This window comes from Coprococcus sp. AF16-22 (genome assembly GCF_003461545.1).
Taxonomy (GTDB): domain Bacteria; phylum Bacillota; class Clostridia; order Lachnospirales; family Lachnospiraceae; genus Coprococcus; species Coprococcus aceti.
The window spans coordinates 243903-262072 of sequence record NZ_QTXH01000002.1; the positions used below are offsets into that span (position 1 = coordinate 243903).

The 18170-nt window shown below is 44.9% G+C and carries 13 protein-coding genes; 11 read left to right on the plus strand and 2 right to left on the minus strand.

What is annotated here, in order from left to right; translation table 11 throughout:
- Positions 1-4: 4 nt before the first annotated feature.
- The 5 genes from DWW60_RS03765 to DWW60_RS03785 all read left to right on the plus strand — a co-directional run bounded on the left by DWW60_RS03765 (position 5) and on the right by DWW60_RS03785 (position 6399).
- Entirely contained in the window at positions 5-1057 is a 1053-nt protein-coding gene (locus DWW60_RS03765) for a LysR family transcriptional regulator (RefSeq protein WP_117874400.1), read from the plus strand.
- A 169-nt stretch (positions 1058-1226) separates the two neighbouring features.
- Positions 1227-3491 (plus strand): 5-methyltetrahydropteroyltriglutamate--homocysteine S-methyltransferase, encoded by a 2265-nt coding sequence (metE, locus tag DWW60_RS03770; protein WP_117874401.1) that lies wholly within the window; start codon positions 1227-1229, stop codon positions 3489-3491.
- 70 nt (positions 3492-3561) lie between these two features.
- The gene (locus DWW60_RS03775) at positions 3562-4164 is read left to right on the plus strand and encodes a GNAT family N-acetyltransferase (RefSeq protein WP_330417739.1); all 603 of its coding nucleotides are present in this window, start codon (positions 3562-3564) and stop codon (positions 4162-4164) included.
- A gap of 174 nt (positions 4165-4338) precedes the next feature.
- Positions 4339-5703 carry an ATP-binding protein gene (locus tag DWW60_RS03780; protein ID WP_117874403.1) on the plus strand — a complete coding sequence of 455 codons (1365 nt, stop codon included), beginning with the start codon at positions 4339-4341 and terminating at the stop codon, positions 5701-5703.
- Positions 5704-5754: 51 nt separating this feature from the next.
- A complete protein-coding gene (locus DWW60_RS03785; RefSeq protein ID WP_015534583.1) occupies positions 5755-6399 on the plus strand; it encodes a phosphoribosylanthranilate isomerase in 645 nt (214 codons plus the stop codon).
- Between the two features lie 137 nt (positions 6400-6536).
- On the opposite strand, the gene DWW60_RS03790 is transcribed toward DWW60_RS03785, so the two are convergent.
- Positions 6537-9989, minus strand: a complete 3453-nt coding sequence (locus tag DWW60_RS03790; RefSeq protein WP_117874404.1) for a glycoside hydrolase family 2 TIM barrel-domain containing protein — start codon at positions 9987-9989, stop codon at positions 6537-6539.
- A gap of 293 nt (positions 9990-10282) precedes the next feature.
- Here DWW60_RS03790 and DWW60_RS03795 point away from each other — a divergent pair, with 293 nt between their 5' ends.
- The 3 genes from DWW60_RS03795 (at position 10283) to DWW60_RS03805 (ending at position 12089) form a co-directional block, all read left to right on the plus strand.
- The gene (locus DWW60_RS03795) at positions 10283-11137 is read left to right on the plus strand and encodes a helix-turn-helix domain-containing protein (protein WP_117874405.1); all 855 of its coding nucleotides are present in this window, start codon (positions 10283-10285) and stop codon (positions 11135-11137) included.
- A gap of 97 nt (positions 11138-11234) precedes the next feature.
- Positions 11235-11420 carry a hypothetical protein gene (locus DWW60_RS03800; protein ID WP_117874406.1) on the plus strand — a complete coding sequence of 62 codons (186 nt, stop codon included), beginning with the start codon at positions 11235-11237 and terminating at the stop codon, positions 11418-11420.
- A gap of 48 nt (positions 11421-11468) precedes the next feature.
- Positions 11469-12089: a flavodoxin family protein gene (locus tag DWW60_RS03805; RefSeq protein WP_015534585.1), complete on the plus strand. Its 621-nt coding sequence runs from the start codon at positions 11469-11471 to the stop codon at positions 12087-12089.
- Positions 12090-12410: 321 nt separating this feature from the next.
- Here the strand turns inward: DWW60_RS03805 and DWW60_RS03810 are convergent, their stop codons facing one another.
- The gene (locus tag DWW60_RS03810) at positions 12411-13301 is read right to left on the minus strand and encodes an AraC family transcriptional regulator (RefSeq protein ID WP_117874407.1); all 891 of its coding nucleotides are present in this window, start codon (positions 13299-13301) and stop codon (positions 12411-12413) included.
- A 416-nt stretch (positions 13302-13717) separates the two neighbouring features.
- On the opposite strand from DWW60_RS03810, the gene DWW60_RS03820 reads away from it, so the two are divergent.
- The 3 genes from DWW60_RS03820 to galE all read left to right on the plus strand — a co-directional run bounded on the left by DWW60_RS03820 (position 13718) and on the right by galE (position 18076).
- Positions 13718-15007, plus strand: a complete 1290-nt coding sequence (locus DWW60_RS03820; RefSeq protein ID WP_117874408.1) for a galactokinase — start codon at positions 13718-13720, stop codon at positions 15005-15007.
- Between the two features lie 289 nt (positions 15008-15296).
- The gene (gene galT, locus DWW60_RS03825; protein ID WP_117874409.1) at positions 15297-16805 is read left to right on the plus strand and encodes a UDP-glucose--hexose-1-phosphate uridylyltransferase; all 1509 of its coding nucleotides are present in this window, start codon (positions 15297-15299) and stop codon (positions 16803-16805) included.
- Between the two features lie 254 nt (positions 16806-17059).
- Entirely contained in the window at positions 17060-18076 is a 1017-nt protein-coding gene (galE, locus tag DWW60_RS03830; protein ID WP_022217011.1) for a UDP-glucose 4-epimerase GalE, read from the plus strand.
- The last annotated feature ends 94 nt before the right edge of the window (positions 18077-18170 follow it).

Consider the following 18170-nt stretch of genomic DNA (forward strand, 5'->3'; position numbering starts at 1 on the left):
GAATATGACACTTCAGCAGCTTAGATATGTGGTGATGGTTGCGGATACGGGCACGATCACCGAGGCAGCGAACCGGCTGTATATATCCCAGCCAAGCCTGACAAATGCCATCCATGAGCTGGAAAAAGAGATGGGGATAAATATATTCAACAGGTCAAATAAGGGAATAAGTCCGTCCATAGAGGGCGAGGTCTTCCTCGGCTATGCGAGACAGGTGCTTGAGCAGGCGAAGGTCCTTGAGGACAAATACAAGGGGGACGATGGCGGCAAGAAGAGCTTCTGCGTGTCCACCCAGCATTATTCATTTGCGGTAAATGCATTTGTTGACCTGATAAAGAGGTATGGACAGGACGAATATGATTTCAGCATAAGGGAGACACAGACCTATGAGATCATAGATGATGTCGCCAGGATGAGAAGCGAGATCGGAATATTGTTCATGAATGACTTTAATGAGAAGGTGCTGAACAAGATCCTCCGGGCAAATGACCTGGAATTTCATGAGCTGTTCGTGGCAAAGCCTCACGTGTTCATAAGCAGAAAGCATCCATTGGCGAAGAATGATATCATAACAAATGAAGAACTGGAGGCGTATCCATATCTGTCATTTGAGCAGGGGGAGCACAACTCTTTTTACTTCTCGGAGGAAATATTCTCCACAACGGAGAGAAAGAAAAATATAAGAGTCAGGGATAGAGCGACACTGTTCAATCTGCTGATAGGCCTGAATGGATATACTGTGTGCAGCGGTGTCATAGATGAAAAGCTGAACGGCAAGGACATTATATCGGTGCCACTTGCGGATGAGAGCGATATGAGGATAGGGTATATCGTCCACAGGAAGGCGATCCTCAGCAGACTTGGAAACACCTATCTCGGTGCGTTGGCAAATTATCTCACGGCTGGCAGTGACGAGTCGGAAGATTCAGTAAAAATTCCTCGGAGAAAGCTCCAGCACAGGGGACGCTTCAACGAGATGAGGGATGACGGAGAGCCTGCCTGTGGAGATGTGAGGGAGAAGGCGGCGGAACATATGAGAAGGGTTAAAGCCACATAGCTGACATAGAATAAAAGACATAGAAATAGCGTGGGTATAGCAAAAAACTATATCCGCGCTATATTTTTATGTATTATACAAGCGAACCAGAGCTTCATATAATGTCAACAACAAACAAGAAAATAACACTGGTCTATGAGATATGCCAGTGAGTGAGCAGGAGGATATGATGAAGACATCGGTTATAGGATTTCCAAGGGTGGGAACATTAAGAGAGTTAAAATTTGCATCTGAAAAATATTTCAGACATGAGATAACGGCGCAGGAGCTTACAGGAATTGCAGCGGATCTCAGACACAGACACTGGATGACACAGGTGGCAGCAGGGATAGGCTTTATTCCGTGCAACGACTTTTCATTTTACGATATAGTGCTTGATACAGCAGTTCTTCTCGGAATAGTGCCAAAGAGATACAGAGAGCTAAATGTCTCAAAGCTTGACACGTACTTTGCCATGGCAAGGGGGTATCAGGGAGAATCCGGGGATGTGAAGGCTCTTGCGATGAAGAAGTGGTTTAACACAAACTATCATTACATAGTTCCGGAGATAGAGGATGACACAGTGATAAGCCTTGACTGCGAGAAACTTACAGGTGAATACGAGGAGGCCAAGGAGCTGGGGATCAAGACAAAGCCTGTGGTTATAGGACCATACACAATGCTTAAGCTATGCAGATATGTGGGATCAAAGAATGCAGAAGATTTTGCTGATGATGTGGCAGAGGCTTACAGACAGCTTATCGCCGAGTGCGATGAAGAGAATGTGGAGTGGCTGCAATTTGATGAACCATCATTGGTGAGAGATATGGATGACGATGATAAGGCACTTTTCCACAGGGTGTATGACAGGGTATTTGCAGATCGTGCAGACTGTAAGATACTTCTCCAGACATACTTCGGTGATGTGAGGGATGTGTATGAAGATATCATAAATATGCCATTTGCCGGAATAGGCCTTGATTTTATAGAGGGCAAACAGACCGGTCAGCTTATAGACAGATACGGCTTCCCTGGGGATAAGGTACTTTTTGCCGGCCTGGTAAATGGCAAAAATATATGGAGAAATCATTACGACAAGACTCTCAATGTAGTAGGGCAGCTCCGCGATAAGAAGATAGATGTGGTTCTGTCTACATCATGCTCACTGCTTCATGTGCCATACACACTTAAGCAAGAGACGAAGCTATCACAGGACTATCTGAGGTTCTTTGCATTTGCAGAGGAGAAACTTATTGAACTCTCGGAGCTTGCGGCACTTGCCGAGAGTTATAACTATACAGAGCTTGAGGCATACCACAAGAATCAGGAGTTATTTGCGGGAACAAGAGACTGCAACAGCGACGAGGTGAGACAGAGGCTTGCGGCAGTGACTGAGGCAGATTATGCAAGACTTCCGAAGAGAAGCGAGAGGCAGGCACTTCAGAAGAAGGAATTTGGGTTTCCTGAGCTTCCGACAACCACTATAGGTTCATTCCCACAGACTAAGGATGTGAAGTCACAGAGAGCACAGCTCAGAAAGGGAGAGATATCTGAGCAGGAATATGTGGACTTTGTAAAGGGAAAGATAAAGGAATGTGTAAAGTGGCAGGAGGACATCGGACTGGATGTGCTAGTGCATGGCGAGTATGAACGAAATGACATGGTTGAATATTTCGGTGAGGCACTTGGCGGATTCCTGTTCACTGAGAAAGCATGGGTACAGTCATATGGAACGAGATGCGTAAAGCCGCCTGTGATATGGGGTGACGTATACCGCAAAAAGCCGATCACGGTTGATTGGTCTGTATATGCGCAGTCGCTCACAGACAAGATCATGAAGGGAATGTTGACCGGTCCGGTGACGATACTCAACTGGTCATTCCCAAGGGAGGATATATCAATCAAGGAATCTATATCACAGATAGCGCTTGCGATCAGAGATGAGGTGCTGGATCTGGAGGCGCATGGAATAAAGATGATACAGATAGATGAGGCTGCACTCAGAGAAAAGCTTCCACTCAGAAAATCTGATTGGTATACGGAGTACCTTGATTTTGCGATACCTGCATTCCGTCTGACACACAGCGGTGTGAAGGCTGAGACACAGATACACACACATATGTGCTACAGTGAATTTACGGATATCATACCTGCCATAGATGATATGGACGCGGATGTGATCACATTTGAGGCGTCAAGATCCGATCTGCAGATCCTGGATTCTCTCAGGGAGAACAACTTTGAGACAGAGGTGGGACCTGGCGTATATGATATTCACTCTCCAAGAGTTCCGTCGGTGGCAGAGATCGTGAAGACGGTAAATGTCATGCTCACGAAGATAGGCAGGGATAAGCTCTGGATCAATCCGGACTGCGGTCTTAAGACCAGAGGTGTGCCTGAGACTGACGCCAGCCTCAGAAATATGGTTGAGGCTGCCAGACAGGTAAGAAAATAATATATAAAATGCTTGACAAATTCACATAAATATTACGCAAGTAAGTCATAATGATGATCTGGTTATACGGCTGGAGAAAGAGGATGAATACCGGGAAGTCGAGAATCTGGTGCGGGACAGTTTCTGGAATGTGTATCGTCCCGGCTGCCTGGAACACTATGTGCTCAATCAGCTGAGAAATGACAGTGCATTTGTCCCGGAACTGGATTTTGTAATGCTGTTAGATGGAGAAATCATCGGGCAGAACATGTTTATGAGGGCGGAAATAACAGCGGATGACGGAAGCAGTGTTCCAATTATGACGATGGGCCCTATATGCATAAAGAATGAACTTAAGCGTAAGGGCTATGGAAAGATACTGCTGGATTATTCGTTGCAGAAAGCTGCAGAGCTCGGCTGCGGAGCACTATGCTTTGAGGGGAATATTGATTTCTATGGCAAAAGCGGATTCAGACCGGCAAGCGAGTTTGGCATTCGCTATCATGGACTTGATGAGGGGGAGGATGCATCGTTTTTCCTCTGCAAGGAGCTGATTTCCGGATATCTTGATGGAGTCACGGGTGAGTACGCTCCGCCAGAAGGATATTTCGTGGACGAAAAGGCTGTGGAAGAATTCGACAGGCAGTTTCTATATAAAGAGAAAAAGACACTGCCCGGACAGATATTTTCATAAGGAGGACCCGCCGTAAAATAAAAGAAAATTGTTACTAAAGCTCGCAAAGTTGCATAATCTGCCGAAAAAAGGTTGGAAAAGTTGCAAAAATCACCGCGAAAAGGTTGGAAAAGTTGCAAAAAATTGATATCATAAGGATAGAAAAGTTGCAAATGCAGTGTGTGGGGTGATTTTATGCTGGAAAGATCGGCAAAAAATTATATAGATTCATGGATTCAGAGCGGCAGGGATGCTTTGCTCATAACTGGAGCAAGACAGATCGGTAAGACATATCTTATAAAAGAATGCCTCAGGGAAAGTGGAGTGCCATATGTGGAATTAAATTTTATTGACCAGCCGGAGCTTGTAACATTGTTTGACGGTGCCAGAGATGCAAAGGATCTGCTTATGAGACTTAGCCTGGTGACAAAACAGCCTCTTGAGAAAGGCCGTACGATCATATTTCTGGATGAGGTGCAGGAGTTTAAAGATATAGTGACAAGAGTGAAGTTCCTGGTGGAAGATGGAAGCTACAGGTATATCATGAGCGGTTCGCTTTTGGGCGTAGAGCTGAATGATCTCAGATCTGCACCGGTTGGATATCTGCGAGTATACGATATGTATCCGATGGATCTGTGCGAATTTATGGTTTCTGTTGGTGTGAATCAGAATGTGATCGACACAATGAAGGAATGCTTTACGCAGAGGCTGCCTGTTGATTCGTTTGTACATGAAAAAATGCTTGATGTATTTAATCTGTATCTTATCGTGGGCGGAATGCCGGAGGCGGTCAATACCTATGTGGAGACAAATGATCTTGCGAAGGTAGCGGAGGTACATGAAAAGATAGTTAGATTGTACAAGAGTGATTTTACAAAGTATGAGACAAGATACAAGCTGAAACTGCAGGAGATATATGATGCTATGCCGGGACAGCTTGATCAGAAAAATAAACGATTCCAGATCAATAGTATAGGTAAAGGCCTCAGTTATGATAGGGTTGCAAATGATTTTCTGTGGCTTAAGGATGCTGGGGTTGCGATACCGGTCTACAATATAAGTGAGCCGAAACTTCCGCTTGTGATCAGTGAGAATAGGAATCTCTTTAAACTATTTTTCTCCGATGTAGGACTGCTGACAAGTAGGTATTCGGATCAGGTGAAAATGGCGATACTGAATAAAGAAAAGTCTATAAACAATGGTGCGCTATTTGAAAATGTGGTTTCCCAGGAACTACTCAGCAAAGGTCATAAAGAATATTATTTTAACAGCAAAAAGCAGGGTGAGCTTGATTTTGTAATAGAACTGAATGGTAAAGTAGTTCCACTGGAGATAAAATCGGGTAAGGATTACAAACGACACTCTGCGCTGTGCAATGTCTTGGCTGATGAAAATTACGGAATAGAATATGCATATGTTTTTTCGGAGAGAAACGTAGAGGTCAGCGGCAAAAAAGTATATTTGCCAATATATATGATGATGTTTCTGGAAAACGAAAAGATGGCTGACACGATATATAAACTTGACCTATCAGGGTTGACGTTCGATAAGGATATGTAGCATCAGTTTTCGCCTGTTGACGAGCCGATGTTAAAAAATAGGAGAGACAGCATGAAGATAAAGATGTGCGGAATCACGACCCCGGCCGATGTGGCCGCGGTGAATGAGGTGAGACCTGATTATATAGGAATGGTGATGTATTTCCCAAAGTCAAAGAGAAATGTCAGCGTGGAGACTGCGCGCAGGTTGCTTGAAGAACTGAGGAAAGATGTGAAGAAGGTTGCAGTGGTGGTATCCCCGGATGCGGAGCAGATAGCGGAGATAGGTGAGCTGGGATTTGATGTGATACAGATTCATGGACAGACCAGCGATGAGCTTATAGAGAGTGCGCATTTGCCTGTGTGGAAGGCGTTCAATGTGAAGGATATGGATATGTACCCACATTATCAAAGCCTTTCGAATGTTGCAGGTTATGTGTTCGATGCCGGTGAACCTGGAAGTGGCAAGACATTTGACTGGAACAGTTTGACGGATATCGACAGAGATGGAAGGCTGTTTGTGCTTGCCGGAGGTCTTACGCCGGACAATGTGCGGCGGGCGATAGAGCAGGTGCATCCTGACGTAGTCGATGTGTCATCTGGCATAGAGTACGATGTGGTAGGTGGCGTCCAAAAATCAGGCAAGGATCCGGAGAAGATGCGCCGGATGAAGAGGAATACCGCTGCTTGGCAGATTTCGGGTAAATCTGATAATTGATTCTCGCTAATCACAGTCAAAATGGTGAAAAAGATACAAAATTGTATCTAAATACTCATATAAGCGGAAAAAAGGACAAAGTTTGGAGGCTTTGTCCTTTTTCATGAGATAAACTTAATTTAGCGATAATTTTGTATCTATTTCACATGCATGGTAAATCCAAATTCCCACTCATCCTCGTCAAATCTGTATTTCTCATCAAGCTCGGGGCCGCAGCTGTTGGAGCCGATTCCGTTCTGGCGATAGTCTATGCACAGGACGGACTTGTCACTCTCTGGCAGCTCGTAGTTGTGGGTTGCCACTGTGAGTTCCTCTGCGGTGTAAGGCGAGGCGTTCATTGAAAATGGCACAGCGGATGTCACGGTTATGCTGTGGGCTGTTGTAGCTGCGATCGTTTCGGCTGTCTGCGCATTGCAAATGCTCTGATATGATGAACCGTTGACAAAGTTATTTTTGTCGGAGCTATTCCTGTCAGACTCGTCGCTTGCTCCAGGGGCACTGACCTGAACAAGGCTACAGTCAAAGTGGCTTCCATTTTCCTGTGGCATGATATAGTCCTCGTGCATCTCGTCAATGGATGCAGAAAATGAGCCATGCCAGCTTGCATGGTGCTTGTCTGCGTAGCTTTCATATGGACCCATACCGATATAATTTACATTTCGCATATCTTCTCTCAAAATCATCCTCACGCCAAATCTTGGGAGCGTAGGGAATTCAGCATTTTTCTTTACATGCATTTTTGATTTTATAGTTCCTTCAGGTGTTATTATCCATTCAGCGTTTATCCTCAGAACAGGCTGTACCGTTGGTGCTGAGAGGCTTGACGTGCACGATATCACGGCACATCCATCTTTTATAATGCAGCCAGTCTCATATGTCCTCTCGGATATCATGTCATAGTGGGCTCTTAACCACTCGTTCTTGATATTTCTGTCGTTGTCTGTAGGCGCGCGCCAGATAGTCTTATCGCATGGAGCAGCGAGAAGTTCCTGACCGTCCATTGCAAAGCCTGTAAAGTTTCCTGTGTTCCTGTCAAATATATATTCAAAATTACTTCCGCTGACAACAAATTCTGTGTCGCTTTCCGATACATGAAGATGGGCAGAAGCTGTATCCTGAGTAGTCAGATATTGTTCCGCCAAATTCTGCGCCTTGTCCAAAGACGATGCTTTATCCAGGACCTTGTCTGCGTTCTGTTTTTGTGTGGCAAGTTCTATCTCGTCAAATCCCAACACATCACCTTTCTTTACGAATGCACTGTCACAAGCTGCCTTATATATCACACGGAGAAACATTCTGTGTGTAATAATATCTTTTGTGCAATCGGCGACATCTGAACATTCAACAACACTTGAACGATCAGTAACATCTGAGCTGCCAGAAATGTCAGCATGACTTGCTGCATATAAGTCTGACAATGATTTCTGTATATTTGTAACAGGGCTCAGGCGGATAGTTCCGACACTGTGAGGAGCTATGGAAGGCGTGTCGATATCCCCGGATGCGGCAACCTGACCATCTCGCATAACCTCGTAGCTCATTGTGAGGTAGTCCTTGATGTCAGTGAAATCCATGTAGTTGTGCAGAGTCAAAACTCCATTTGTCTCATCATATCCAGTGATCCTTACCGGGCGGTTGATGTTCTTGAATTCAAGAAGTCCTGTGTGTGGTCTGCGGTCCGGATACACCAGACCGTCCATACAGAAGTTGCCGTCGTGGATAGTCTCACCGCTGTCTCCACCGTAGGCGTACATATCCTTGCCGTTTGCCGCCTTGCCCCTGTATATGGCGTGGTCGCACCACTCCCACACAAAACCGCCACAGGTGGTCTCGTGGCTGTCGAAGAACTGGAAGTAGTCCTCCAGATCTCCAGGGCCGTTGCCCATGGCATGACAATATTCGCACAGGATGTAAGGCTTGTCGCCATCACCATCTATATACTCAGCCATCTCGGATATGGATGGATACATTCTGCTGTAGAGATCCAGATTACTGTAATCGTATTTTCTCTTGCCGTCTGTATACTGGGCGCTCTCGTAGTGGGTGAGACGGGAGCTGTCATAGGACTTGACCCATGCCAGAGCCTCCTCAAATGTCACGCCGTAAGCACTTTCATTTCCCATGGACCAGATGACTACGCTGGCACGGTTCTTGTCCCTGATGACACAGCGCCTGATGCGGTCAAGAATGGATTCACAGAATTCAGGATTGTTGGCGATCGGCTCATTCCACCTTGCTGCCTTGTTATCCCAATTATTATCACAATAGAACAATTCACTTGGACCATGTGCCTCTATGTCAGCCTCGTCTATCACATAGAATCCATATTCGTCGCAGAGCTCATAGAAATAAGGAACATTTGGATAATGGCTGGTCCTTATGGCGTTGACATTGTGCTGCTTCATGAGAGACATATCCCTGATGACCTGTTCTCTGCTGATTGTAAAACCGGTCACAGGGTCAGAGTCGTGTCTGTTCACTCCGTGGAACTTGATAGGCATGCCGTTGATGTACACGATCTTATTCTCTATCGTTATCTCCCTGATTCCTATCCTGTCAGTGATGACCTCACCGGCGCATCTTATGATGACAGTGTAGAGGTATGGCTTTTCTGCATTCCACAGCACAGGGGAGTCGATCGACAAAGTAATGCTGCTGGAGCTGGCTGCGGTTTTGCCTTCGTCTGCATTGGTATTGGCATCGCTCTGAGCGGAAATTTCACATTTTACACAGCCTGATGAACATATGCTGCCATCGGCGTCCAGAATAGTAACTTCAATATCAACATTTGAATCAGCGCCTTTATCAACCACTGTTTCCGGTTTTGATGAAAAACGGTCTTCAACGCAGGAATATTCTGTAAATGCTGTGAAGTCTATGGTTACATCTGCCTTAGTTGGATCCTTTATATCGTCACAGCTGGTCTTTATGAAATAGTCGTATACAGCACCCTCAGAGCGTTTCAGGATATATACATCCCTGAAAATACCGCTCATGCGGAACTTATCCTGATCCTCAAGATAGCTTCCGTCGCACCATTTGAGGACCAGCACGCAGAGCCTGTTGGAGCCGTTTCTTATGAATCCGGTTATGTCAAATTCACTGGTTGAGTGGGACACCTGGCTGTAGCCAACATACCTGCCGTTGAGCCATACATAGAAACAGGAATCTACACCCTCAAAGTTCAAGTGCGCGAGTGGTGCGTCCTCGTTCTGATCGTAGTCGAAGTCGGTCACATATGCTCCGCATGGGTTGTCCTTTGGAACATAAGGTGGGTCAAATGCAAATGGATACCTGACATTGGTATACTGATGATAGTCGTATCCGTGCATCTGCCATACTGATGGAACCGGAATATCATCGAAACCGGATATATCATATCCCTCACTGTGGAATTCGTCTTGAAGCTTGTAAATGCTGTCGTAGTAGCGGAACTTCCAGGTTCCATTCAGAAACTGTACTCTGTCCGAGAGATCCCTTGCATCAAGGGATGTGCTGTATGCCTTCCCAGCAGGAATATAGTAATTCCTATCCGGCATGGTGTTCTCATGCAGAATATGCAGATTTTCGTAGTGACGCGGAATGATCATAACAATACCTCCTGTGGTTAATTTAATATATAAAACGTTGTATATTCGTCGTTTGTTAGATATATTATAAGATAACGGCACATGAAAAGTCCATACATATAATGAGACAAAATATGCACATTCTAGTTTTATAAGGCGGATACACCGCACCCTGCAAGTCCGCTTGCAGGGTGAAGTCTCTGAACAGACAAAAGAAAAAGTATAAAGCATACAGGATGTGTCTGCACACGCTTCAAAATAGTGTAAAAATAGTGAAATAATAGTGTGATTTGCCATATAGAAAGGAGCCACACATGTATACAAACTCAGCATATCTTCACAACTCACTGCTCGACATAGTGGACAAGAGCAGACCGCTCATAGTCACAAGCTGCGGAACGTACAAGCTGTATACACAGAAAGAGTTTACGACCTACAGACCTAAGGGGCGTAAGGATTATCAGCTCATATATGTGGCGGCGGGAAAGGCACATTTTGAGATAGATGGGCAGGATGTGATCGCCTGTCCCGGAAGCATGGTGATATACAGGCCGAGACAGATGCAACGGTATGTGTATTACGGAGACGAACACACGGAGGTGTTCTGGGTGCATTTTACCGGGGGAGAGGTGAAGCAGACACTCAGGCGATACGGAATAAATGACGATGTGAATATGTTCTATGGTGGAGACCATGCTGAGTACAGAATTTTGTTCAGGCAAATGATACAGGAGCTACAGCTCTGCCGGGATGACTATGAGGAGATGTTGGAATACATATTCAGACAGATGCTTATCTCAGCTCACAGACAGCAGGAGCAGGATGATTCAAAAACCTTTTCGGTCATGGCAGAGGAGATGGACCGTGCGGCGGCATATTTGGGAGAGCATTATAACGAAGAGATAGTGGTGGAAAGTTATGCAAATGAGCATAACATGAGCGTGAGCTGGTTCATACGGAACTTTAGACAGCGCATCGGCACCACGCCCACACAGTACATCATGTCAAAGCGTATAGCCAACGCCCAGATGCTTCTCGAGAGCTCTGATTATAACATGACAGAGATCGCCAAGATTGTTGGATACGACAACCCCCTCTACTTCAGCAGGGTGTTCAAGAAAGAAAAGGGGATGTCACCGATGGAGTACAGGAAGTCGATCAGGCGGTGATAAATAGCTGGAAAAAATTTATCATTAAGTGTATATATAATATAGAAGAAACTGCCATGTGTGTGTGGCGGTGGAAATTAACATGGAGGGATAAAACGTGAGCAGCAATTTATACAAATCAATATGTTTTGTAATTTTGGCTATAGTATTTGTGGTGGCTAAGCTGATAAAAAAGTCAGTGTATTCCCTGGGCGTGACGGTATTCTGTGTCAGCGTTTTGCTTGTACTGGCGATAATATTTTTAGTCAAATATATAAAAGAAAAGAGAACTACTGATAAGTAATCGACAGTTACATATAAATAGTGGTGTAAATGATTGGAGGAACTGAATATGAAGGTTTTAATGTTGAATGGAAGCGCGAAGCCGCAGGGCAATACATACCGTGCACTTTACGAGGTAGGCGAGCAGCTCAAGAAAGAGGGAATAGACTATGAGATATTCCAGATCGGAGCAGCTCCACTGAGAGACTGCATAGGCTGTGGACAGTGTACGGAAAAAGGTTGTGTGTTTGATGACGATAAGGTAAATGAGTTCGTTGCCAAGGCAAAGGAAGCAGACGGACTGGTATTTGGAACACCTGTATACTATGCTCATCCAAGCGGACGTGTGCAGTCATTCCTTGACAGAGTATTCTACAGCAGCGGCCGTGCATTTGCATTCAAGCCGGGTGCATCTGTGGCAGTTGCAAGACGTGGCGGAACATCAGCATCATTCGATGTGATGAATAAATACTTTGGAATATCACAGATGCCGGTGGCTGGCTCTACATACTGGAATCTTGTACACGGACGCGTGCCTGGAGAGGCTGAGCTGGATGCGGAGGGTATGCAGACCATGAGGAATCTTGCTAAGAACCTTGCATGGATGCTCAAATGCTTTGAAGCCGGCAAGGCAGCAGGTGTTGCGCTCCCTGACACAGAGAGAGGCAACCAGACGAACTTTATAAGATAAATTAGTAAAGATTATAATATCGTGAAGCAAATGACAAAGATTGAGTTTAACCTAAATCAGAACATAGTGTTAATGGTAGAAAGAGAGATTACATATGTAATCTCTTGAACTATAGTCAAGGTATGGAAATGGTAAGTATTCTACTGCTAACACTTTTTAAAATATAAATGCGTTTGATTCAAAGGAGATTTGGTTTGTGTTTGTTATTGCTGATAATGTGGCATCCGACAATGATCTGGTGATTCATGTAATTGCGTTTATATTGTGCTTATGATAAATAGAATATGTCAAAATGATAAGCGAGCTGTGGCCTTGTAAAGATCACAGCTCGTCGTCCGTCTCGATATAATCCGGCCGGTTATTGTTCATGGTTTCCTGGCTGGAGATGGTTCTCTGGCGTTTTTCCTGCCGGTAGGCATTAGGCGATATGCCGGTGGTCTTGCGGAAGATCTTGTGGAAAGCCTCGGCGGACTGGTAGCCGCATGAAAATGCAATACTTTCTATAGAAAGCTCAGATATGGTAAGCATATGCTGGGCTTTTGTTATGCGGAAATTCTGCAGGTATTTCACAGGACTCATCCCGGTGTACTGCTTGAACAGGTCAGAGAAATAGCTTCTGTTGATGCCTACGTAATCCGACAGCTCCTCCACCTTCATAGGCATACTGTAGTGGTTCTGAATGTAGGAGATGGCGTGGTTTACGTAGGCATTTCCCGATGGAGTCTCCAGCTTGTCTTTCTGTGCATTTGCGATGACAGACAGAGCGAGGTAGAGCATGCCCATGAGCCTGAAGTGGTCTGCGTGATCCGAGGTGTTGTGAGCAAGCATATCAAATACGTACTTTTTCAGTTTGTCGCCATCCTCGCAGGTGAATATAGGCTGGTTCTGGGTGAGCCCGATACTGCTCAGCGTGTCGTGGGCGCATCTGCCCGAGAAACCGAACCATACATAACGCCATGGATGGTGTTCGTCCGATATATATGTGGCGGGGGTGTCAGGTTCAATGAGGAAGCCCTGACCCTTTTTCAGATGATAGTGGGCTCCCTTCACATAGAAGTCGCCCTCCCCCTCAAGTACAAAATGTATAAGGTAGAATGTTTTGACCGCAGGGCCTGCCTTGTGCAGCGGTTCGGTTATCGAGTGTCCGAACACATTCAGGTAGAGGTCTGTATCATTCTCCTGGGGGAATTCCATTACGATCTTATTTTCCATTTTACAAACTCCGCATTTTCTTAATAAAGTAACTTCATAAATTGATCTGATAATCTTCAGGAGATTTTGGCAAAGTCCATATACAGATTCTCGTACTGTTCTAAATTTATAAGATTTGAACGTTTCTGTAATGAAGGCATATGAACTCGTTCTCTCATTATAATATATAAGAGTATAACATACATTCAACCGGATTATCCATACAATAATATGTTCCGCCAGAAAAAACAATCTAACAAATGGACATATATTTGCAACGCTATGCCATGTTCAAAATCTGTATATTGTTATAGAATTATATTCACAAAGCAAGAAGCGCAACGGCGTAGCGCAGAAAATGTGCGCAATATGGACAACAAAATAACGGACATTAAGAAAAAAATATAAAAAGATGGAGAAAGGTGGAGTTACAGACAATGAAGAAAATCGCAGAACTAAAGGAAATTATCGCAGGTGGAGAGTTTGACGAGAAGCTTGCACAGATCTATCTCGACAAGGATATGATCCCATACAACAGGCAAAGATATGTAAAAGCTCTTGATAAATTTACAGAGTTATTCGGAGATCAGGAGGTTGCTATCTACAGCGCTCCCGGAAGAAGTGAGGTGTGTGGAAACCATACAGACCATCAGAACGGACATGTACTTGCTACATCGATCAACCTTGATGCCATAGCAATTGTGGCACCTAGAGAGGACGGCGTGATCGAGCTTGTGTCAGACGATATGCCAAAGGAAGTTATCAATGTAAATGATATCGAGCAGGATCCTGCACTTGAGGGAACAACAACAGCGCTTATCAAGGGCGTTGTTGCAGGAATCAGAGACTACGGATTCAAGGTAGGCGGTTTCACAGCATTTGTGACAAGCGATGTGCTCATGGGAGCTGGAATGTCATCATCAGCAGCATTTGAGAGCCTTATAGGAACTATCCTTTCAGGCCTCTACAATGACATGAAGGTTTCATCAGTTGATGTTGCAAAGATAGGACAGTACGCAGAGAACGTATACTTCGGCAAGCCATGCGGACTTATGGATCAGATGGCATGTGCAGTCGGAGGACTTATATATATCGACTTCTTCGACAAGGCTAATCCTGTCATCAAGCAGGTCCCAGTTGACTTTGAGGCTCACCAGTACAGCCTGTGTATCGTTGACACAAAGGGTTCACATGCAGACCTCACAGACGACTACGCAGCAATCCCTGCAGAGATGAAGCAGGTTGCAAATTACTTCGGCGAGGAACTCCTCAGCAGAGTTTCAGAGGAGGATTTCATCAGCAAGGTTGGTGAGATGAGAGCCAGCGGCAAGGTGAATGACAGAGCAGTCCTTCGCGCACTCCACTTCTACACAGAGCAGGACAGAGTTGCAGAGGGTGTTGCAGCACTTGAGAATCAGGAATTTGACCATTTCCTCGATGTTATAAAGAGAAGCGGAGATTCATCATTCAAGCTTCTTCAGAATATATACAGCGCAAAGGATCCACTCACACAGAATGTATCAATAGCACTTGGCTTCTCGGAGAAGTTCATCGGCAAGAACGGTGTGTGCAGAGTACACGGCGGCGGATTTGCCGGAACAATCCAGGCATTTGTCAAGAATGCGGCTGTTGCTGAGTACAAGAAGAACATCGAGTCGATCTTCGGAGAGGGCGCATGCCACGTCCTCAAGGTAAGACCTTACGGCGGAATCAAGGTAGTTGAATAGATATTTGCGAAACATGACAGTGTATAGTGTTTGAGGCAATTTAACATACCAATCAGGGGTCGTTTCCACTTAACTCAGCCTGCAGCGCATGTAACAGCTGGCTTGCCAGCTGTTGTGGGTAATAGTCAATGCTGATTTTTTAGCATTGACTATTACCTAAGGACCGGCGGCCTCGTATTCCCCTGATTTGGTAATGTTAAATTACCTCAAACATAATACAGGTTTATGGGTTTCGCAAATATCTGTGCGTGAAAAAATATAAGGATATGTAGAAAGAAGGGTTACAACCATGATAGATACAAATATCAAGCAGCTCGTTGAGTACGGAATTGCAAATGAGCTGATAGAGGAAGAGGATAGAATATATACGACCAACACCATCCTCGAGATGCTGAAGAAGGACAGCTACGAGGAGCCGGGTGAGGTGCCAGCTATAGATACACCGGAAAAACTTGAGGAGTGTCTCAAGGGGATTCTGGATTACGCAGTTGAGAATGGACTTATCGCAGAGAATTCAGTTGTCCTCAGAGATCTGTTCGACACGAAGATCATGAATGCGCTGGTTCCAAAGCCAAGCCAGATCATAAAGACATTCAGAGAGAAGTATGCAAAGTCCCCAGAGGAGGCAACAGACTTCTATTATAAGCTCAGCAGAGCAACAGATTATATAAGAACATACAGAGTTGCAAGGGACATCAAGTGGGTAAAGCCTACAGAGTATGGTGATATCGACATCACCATCAACCTTTCAAAGCCTGAGAAGGATCCGAAGATGATTGCCCTTGCTAAGACCATGTCACAGTCATCATATCCAAAGTGCCAGCTGTGTATGGAGAACGAGGGATATGCGGGAAGGATCAACCATCCTGCAAGAGAGAACCACAGGATCATCCCTATAGAGGTAAATGGTAGCAAGTGGGGATTCCAGTATTCTCCATATGTATACTACAATGAGCACTGTATCGTGTTTAACGGACAGCACATCCCTATGAAGATAGAAAAGGCTACATTCCAGAAACTCTTTTCATTTGTTGGACAGTTCCCACATTACTTCCTGGGATCAAATGCAGACCTTCCTATAGTAGGTGGATCTATCCTCACACACGATCACTTCCAGGGCGGACGTTATACATTTGCCATGACAAAGGCACCTGTTGAGACAAAGATTACATTTGCAGGATATGAGGATGTTGAGGCAGGAATCGTGAAGTGGCCTATGTCAGTCATCAGACTTGACGGAGAGGATCCGGACAGGATCATAGATCTTGCTGACAAGATTCTCGGCGCATGGAGAGGCTACACAGATGAGGATGCGTACATATTCGCGGAGACAGACGGAGAGCCTCACAACACGATCACTCCGATCGCAAGAATGAGAGATGGCAAGTACGAGATGGACTTAGTCCTTCGTAACAACATCACCACAGAGGAGCATCCACTTGGTCTCTATCATCCATGGGAGCAGTATCACAACATCAAGAAGGAGAACATCGGACTCATCGAGGTGATGGGACTTGCGGTCCTTCCTGCAAGACTCAAGGGCGAGATGGAAGAGCTGGCAGAGGTTCTTGTGGCAGGTGGAGACATCAAGGCTCATGAGAATATAGCAAAGCATTACGACTGGGTACAGACTTTCATTGGAAAGTACGACATAAATGCAGACAACGTACACAAGATACTTCAGGATGAGATCGGCGATGTATTCGCAAAGATCCTTGAGTGTGCAGGCGTTTACAAGAGAGATGAGGCTGGAAAGGCTGCATTCCTCAAGTTCGTAGATTATGTGAATGCACAGTAATATAGTGTGCACTAAAAATGCAATAATATATGTGTATCTGTGACAGACGTATTCCATAACTAATATTTATTAATGCCACATTTTATTGTGCATAACAGGATGTAGTGGTATAGTGTTGGAGAAAACGTCATTGCAAAATAAAAATGTTTATAAACTGGTGATCGACATTTGCGCAAGACATTAACAGTGCCCCCAAAAGCACAGGTGTCTGGCAGATGGTTATGAGTCACAGTATCATAAAGGAGGAAAACATTATGAAAATTTTGGTAACAGGCGGAGCAGGTTATATAGGAAGTCATACATGTGTTGAGCTGCTTAATGCAGGCTACGAGGTAGTAATTCTCGACAACCTTTACAATGCCAGCGAGAAGGCAGTCGACAGAATCAAGGAGATAACAGGAAAGGATCTCACATTCTACAAGGCAGATATCCTTGACAAGGAAGCTATGGACAAGATATTTGCAGATGAGAAGCCTGACTGTGTAATACATTTTGCAGGACTCAAGGCAGTTGGTGAATCAGTTGTAAAGCCACTTGAGTACTATCAGAACAACATCACAGGAACTCTTAATCTGTGCGAGGTTATGAGAAAGAACGGATGCAAGAACATCATCTTCTCATCATCAGCTACAGTATACGGCAATCCTGCATTTATCCCTATCACGGAGGAGTGCCCAAAGGGAACACCTACGAACCCATATGGCTGGACAAAGTGGATGATCGAGCAGATTCTCACAGACCTCCACACAGCAGATCCAGAGTGGAATGTAATTCTTCTCCGTTACTTCAACCCAATCGGAGCTCATAAGAGCGGACTTATCGGAGAGGATCCAAAGGGTATTCCTAACAACCTTCTTCCATATGTTGCACAGGTTGCAATCGGAAAGCTTCAGAGCGTTGGCGTATTTGGCAATGATTACGACACACCGGATGGAACAGGTGTGAGAGATTACATCCATGTAGTAGACCTTGCAGTTGGACATGTAAAGGCTATCAACAAGATCAAGGAGAATCCTGGAGTTAAGGTATACAACCTTGGAACAGGAAATGGTTACAGTGTCCTTGATGTTATCAAGGCGTTCAGCAAGGCCTGTGGACATGACGTTCCATATGTGATCAAGGAGAGACGTCCTGGAGATATTGCAACATGCTACTCAGACGCTTCACTTGCCAAGAAGGAGCTTGGCTGGGAGGCTCAGTACGGAATCGACGAGATGTGTGCTGATTCATGGAAGTGGCAGTCGATGAATCCAAATGGATATAATGACTAATTCCAAAATATAAATAACATAAAGCAGCAGAGCACCGACAAATACTATATATAATCAGATGTAGATTTGCCGGTGCTCTTTTCTGTGTATTGAC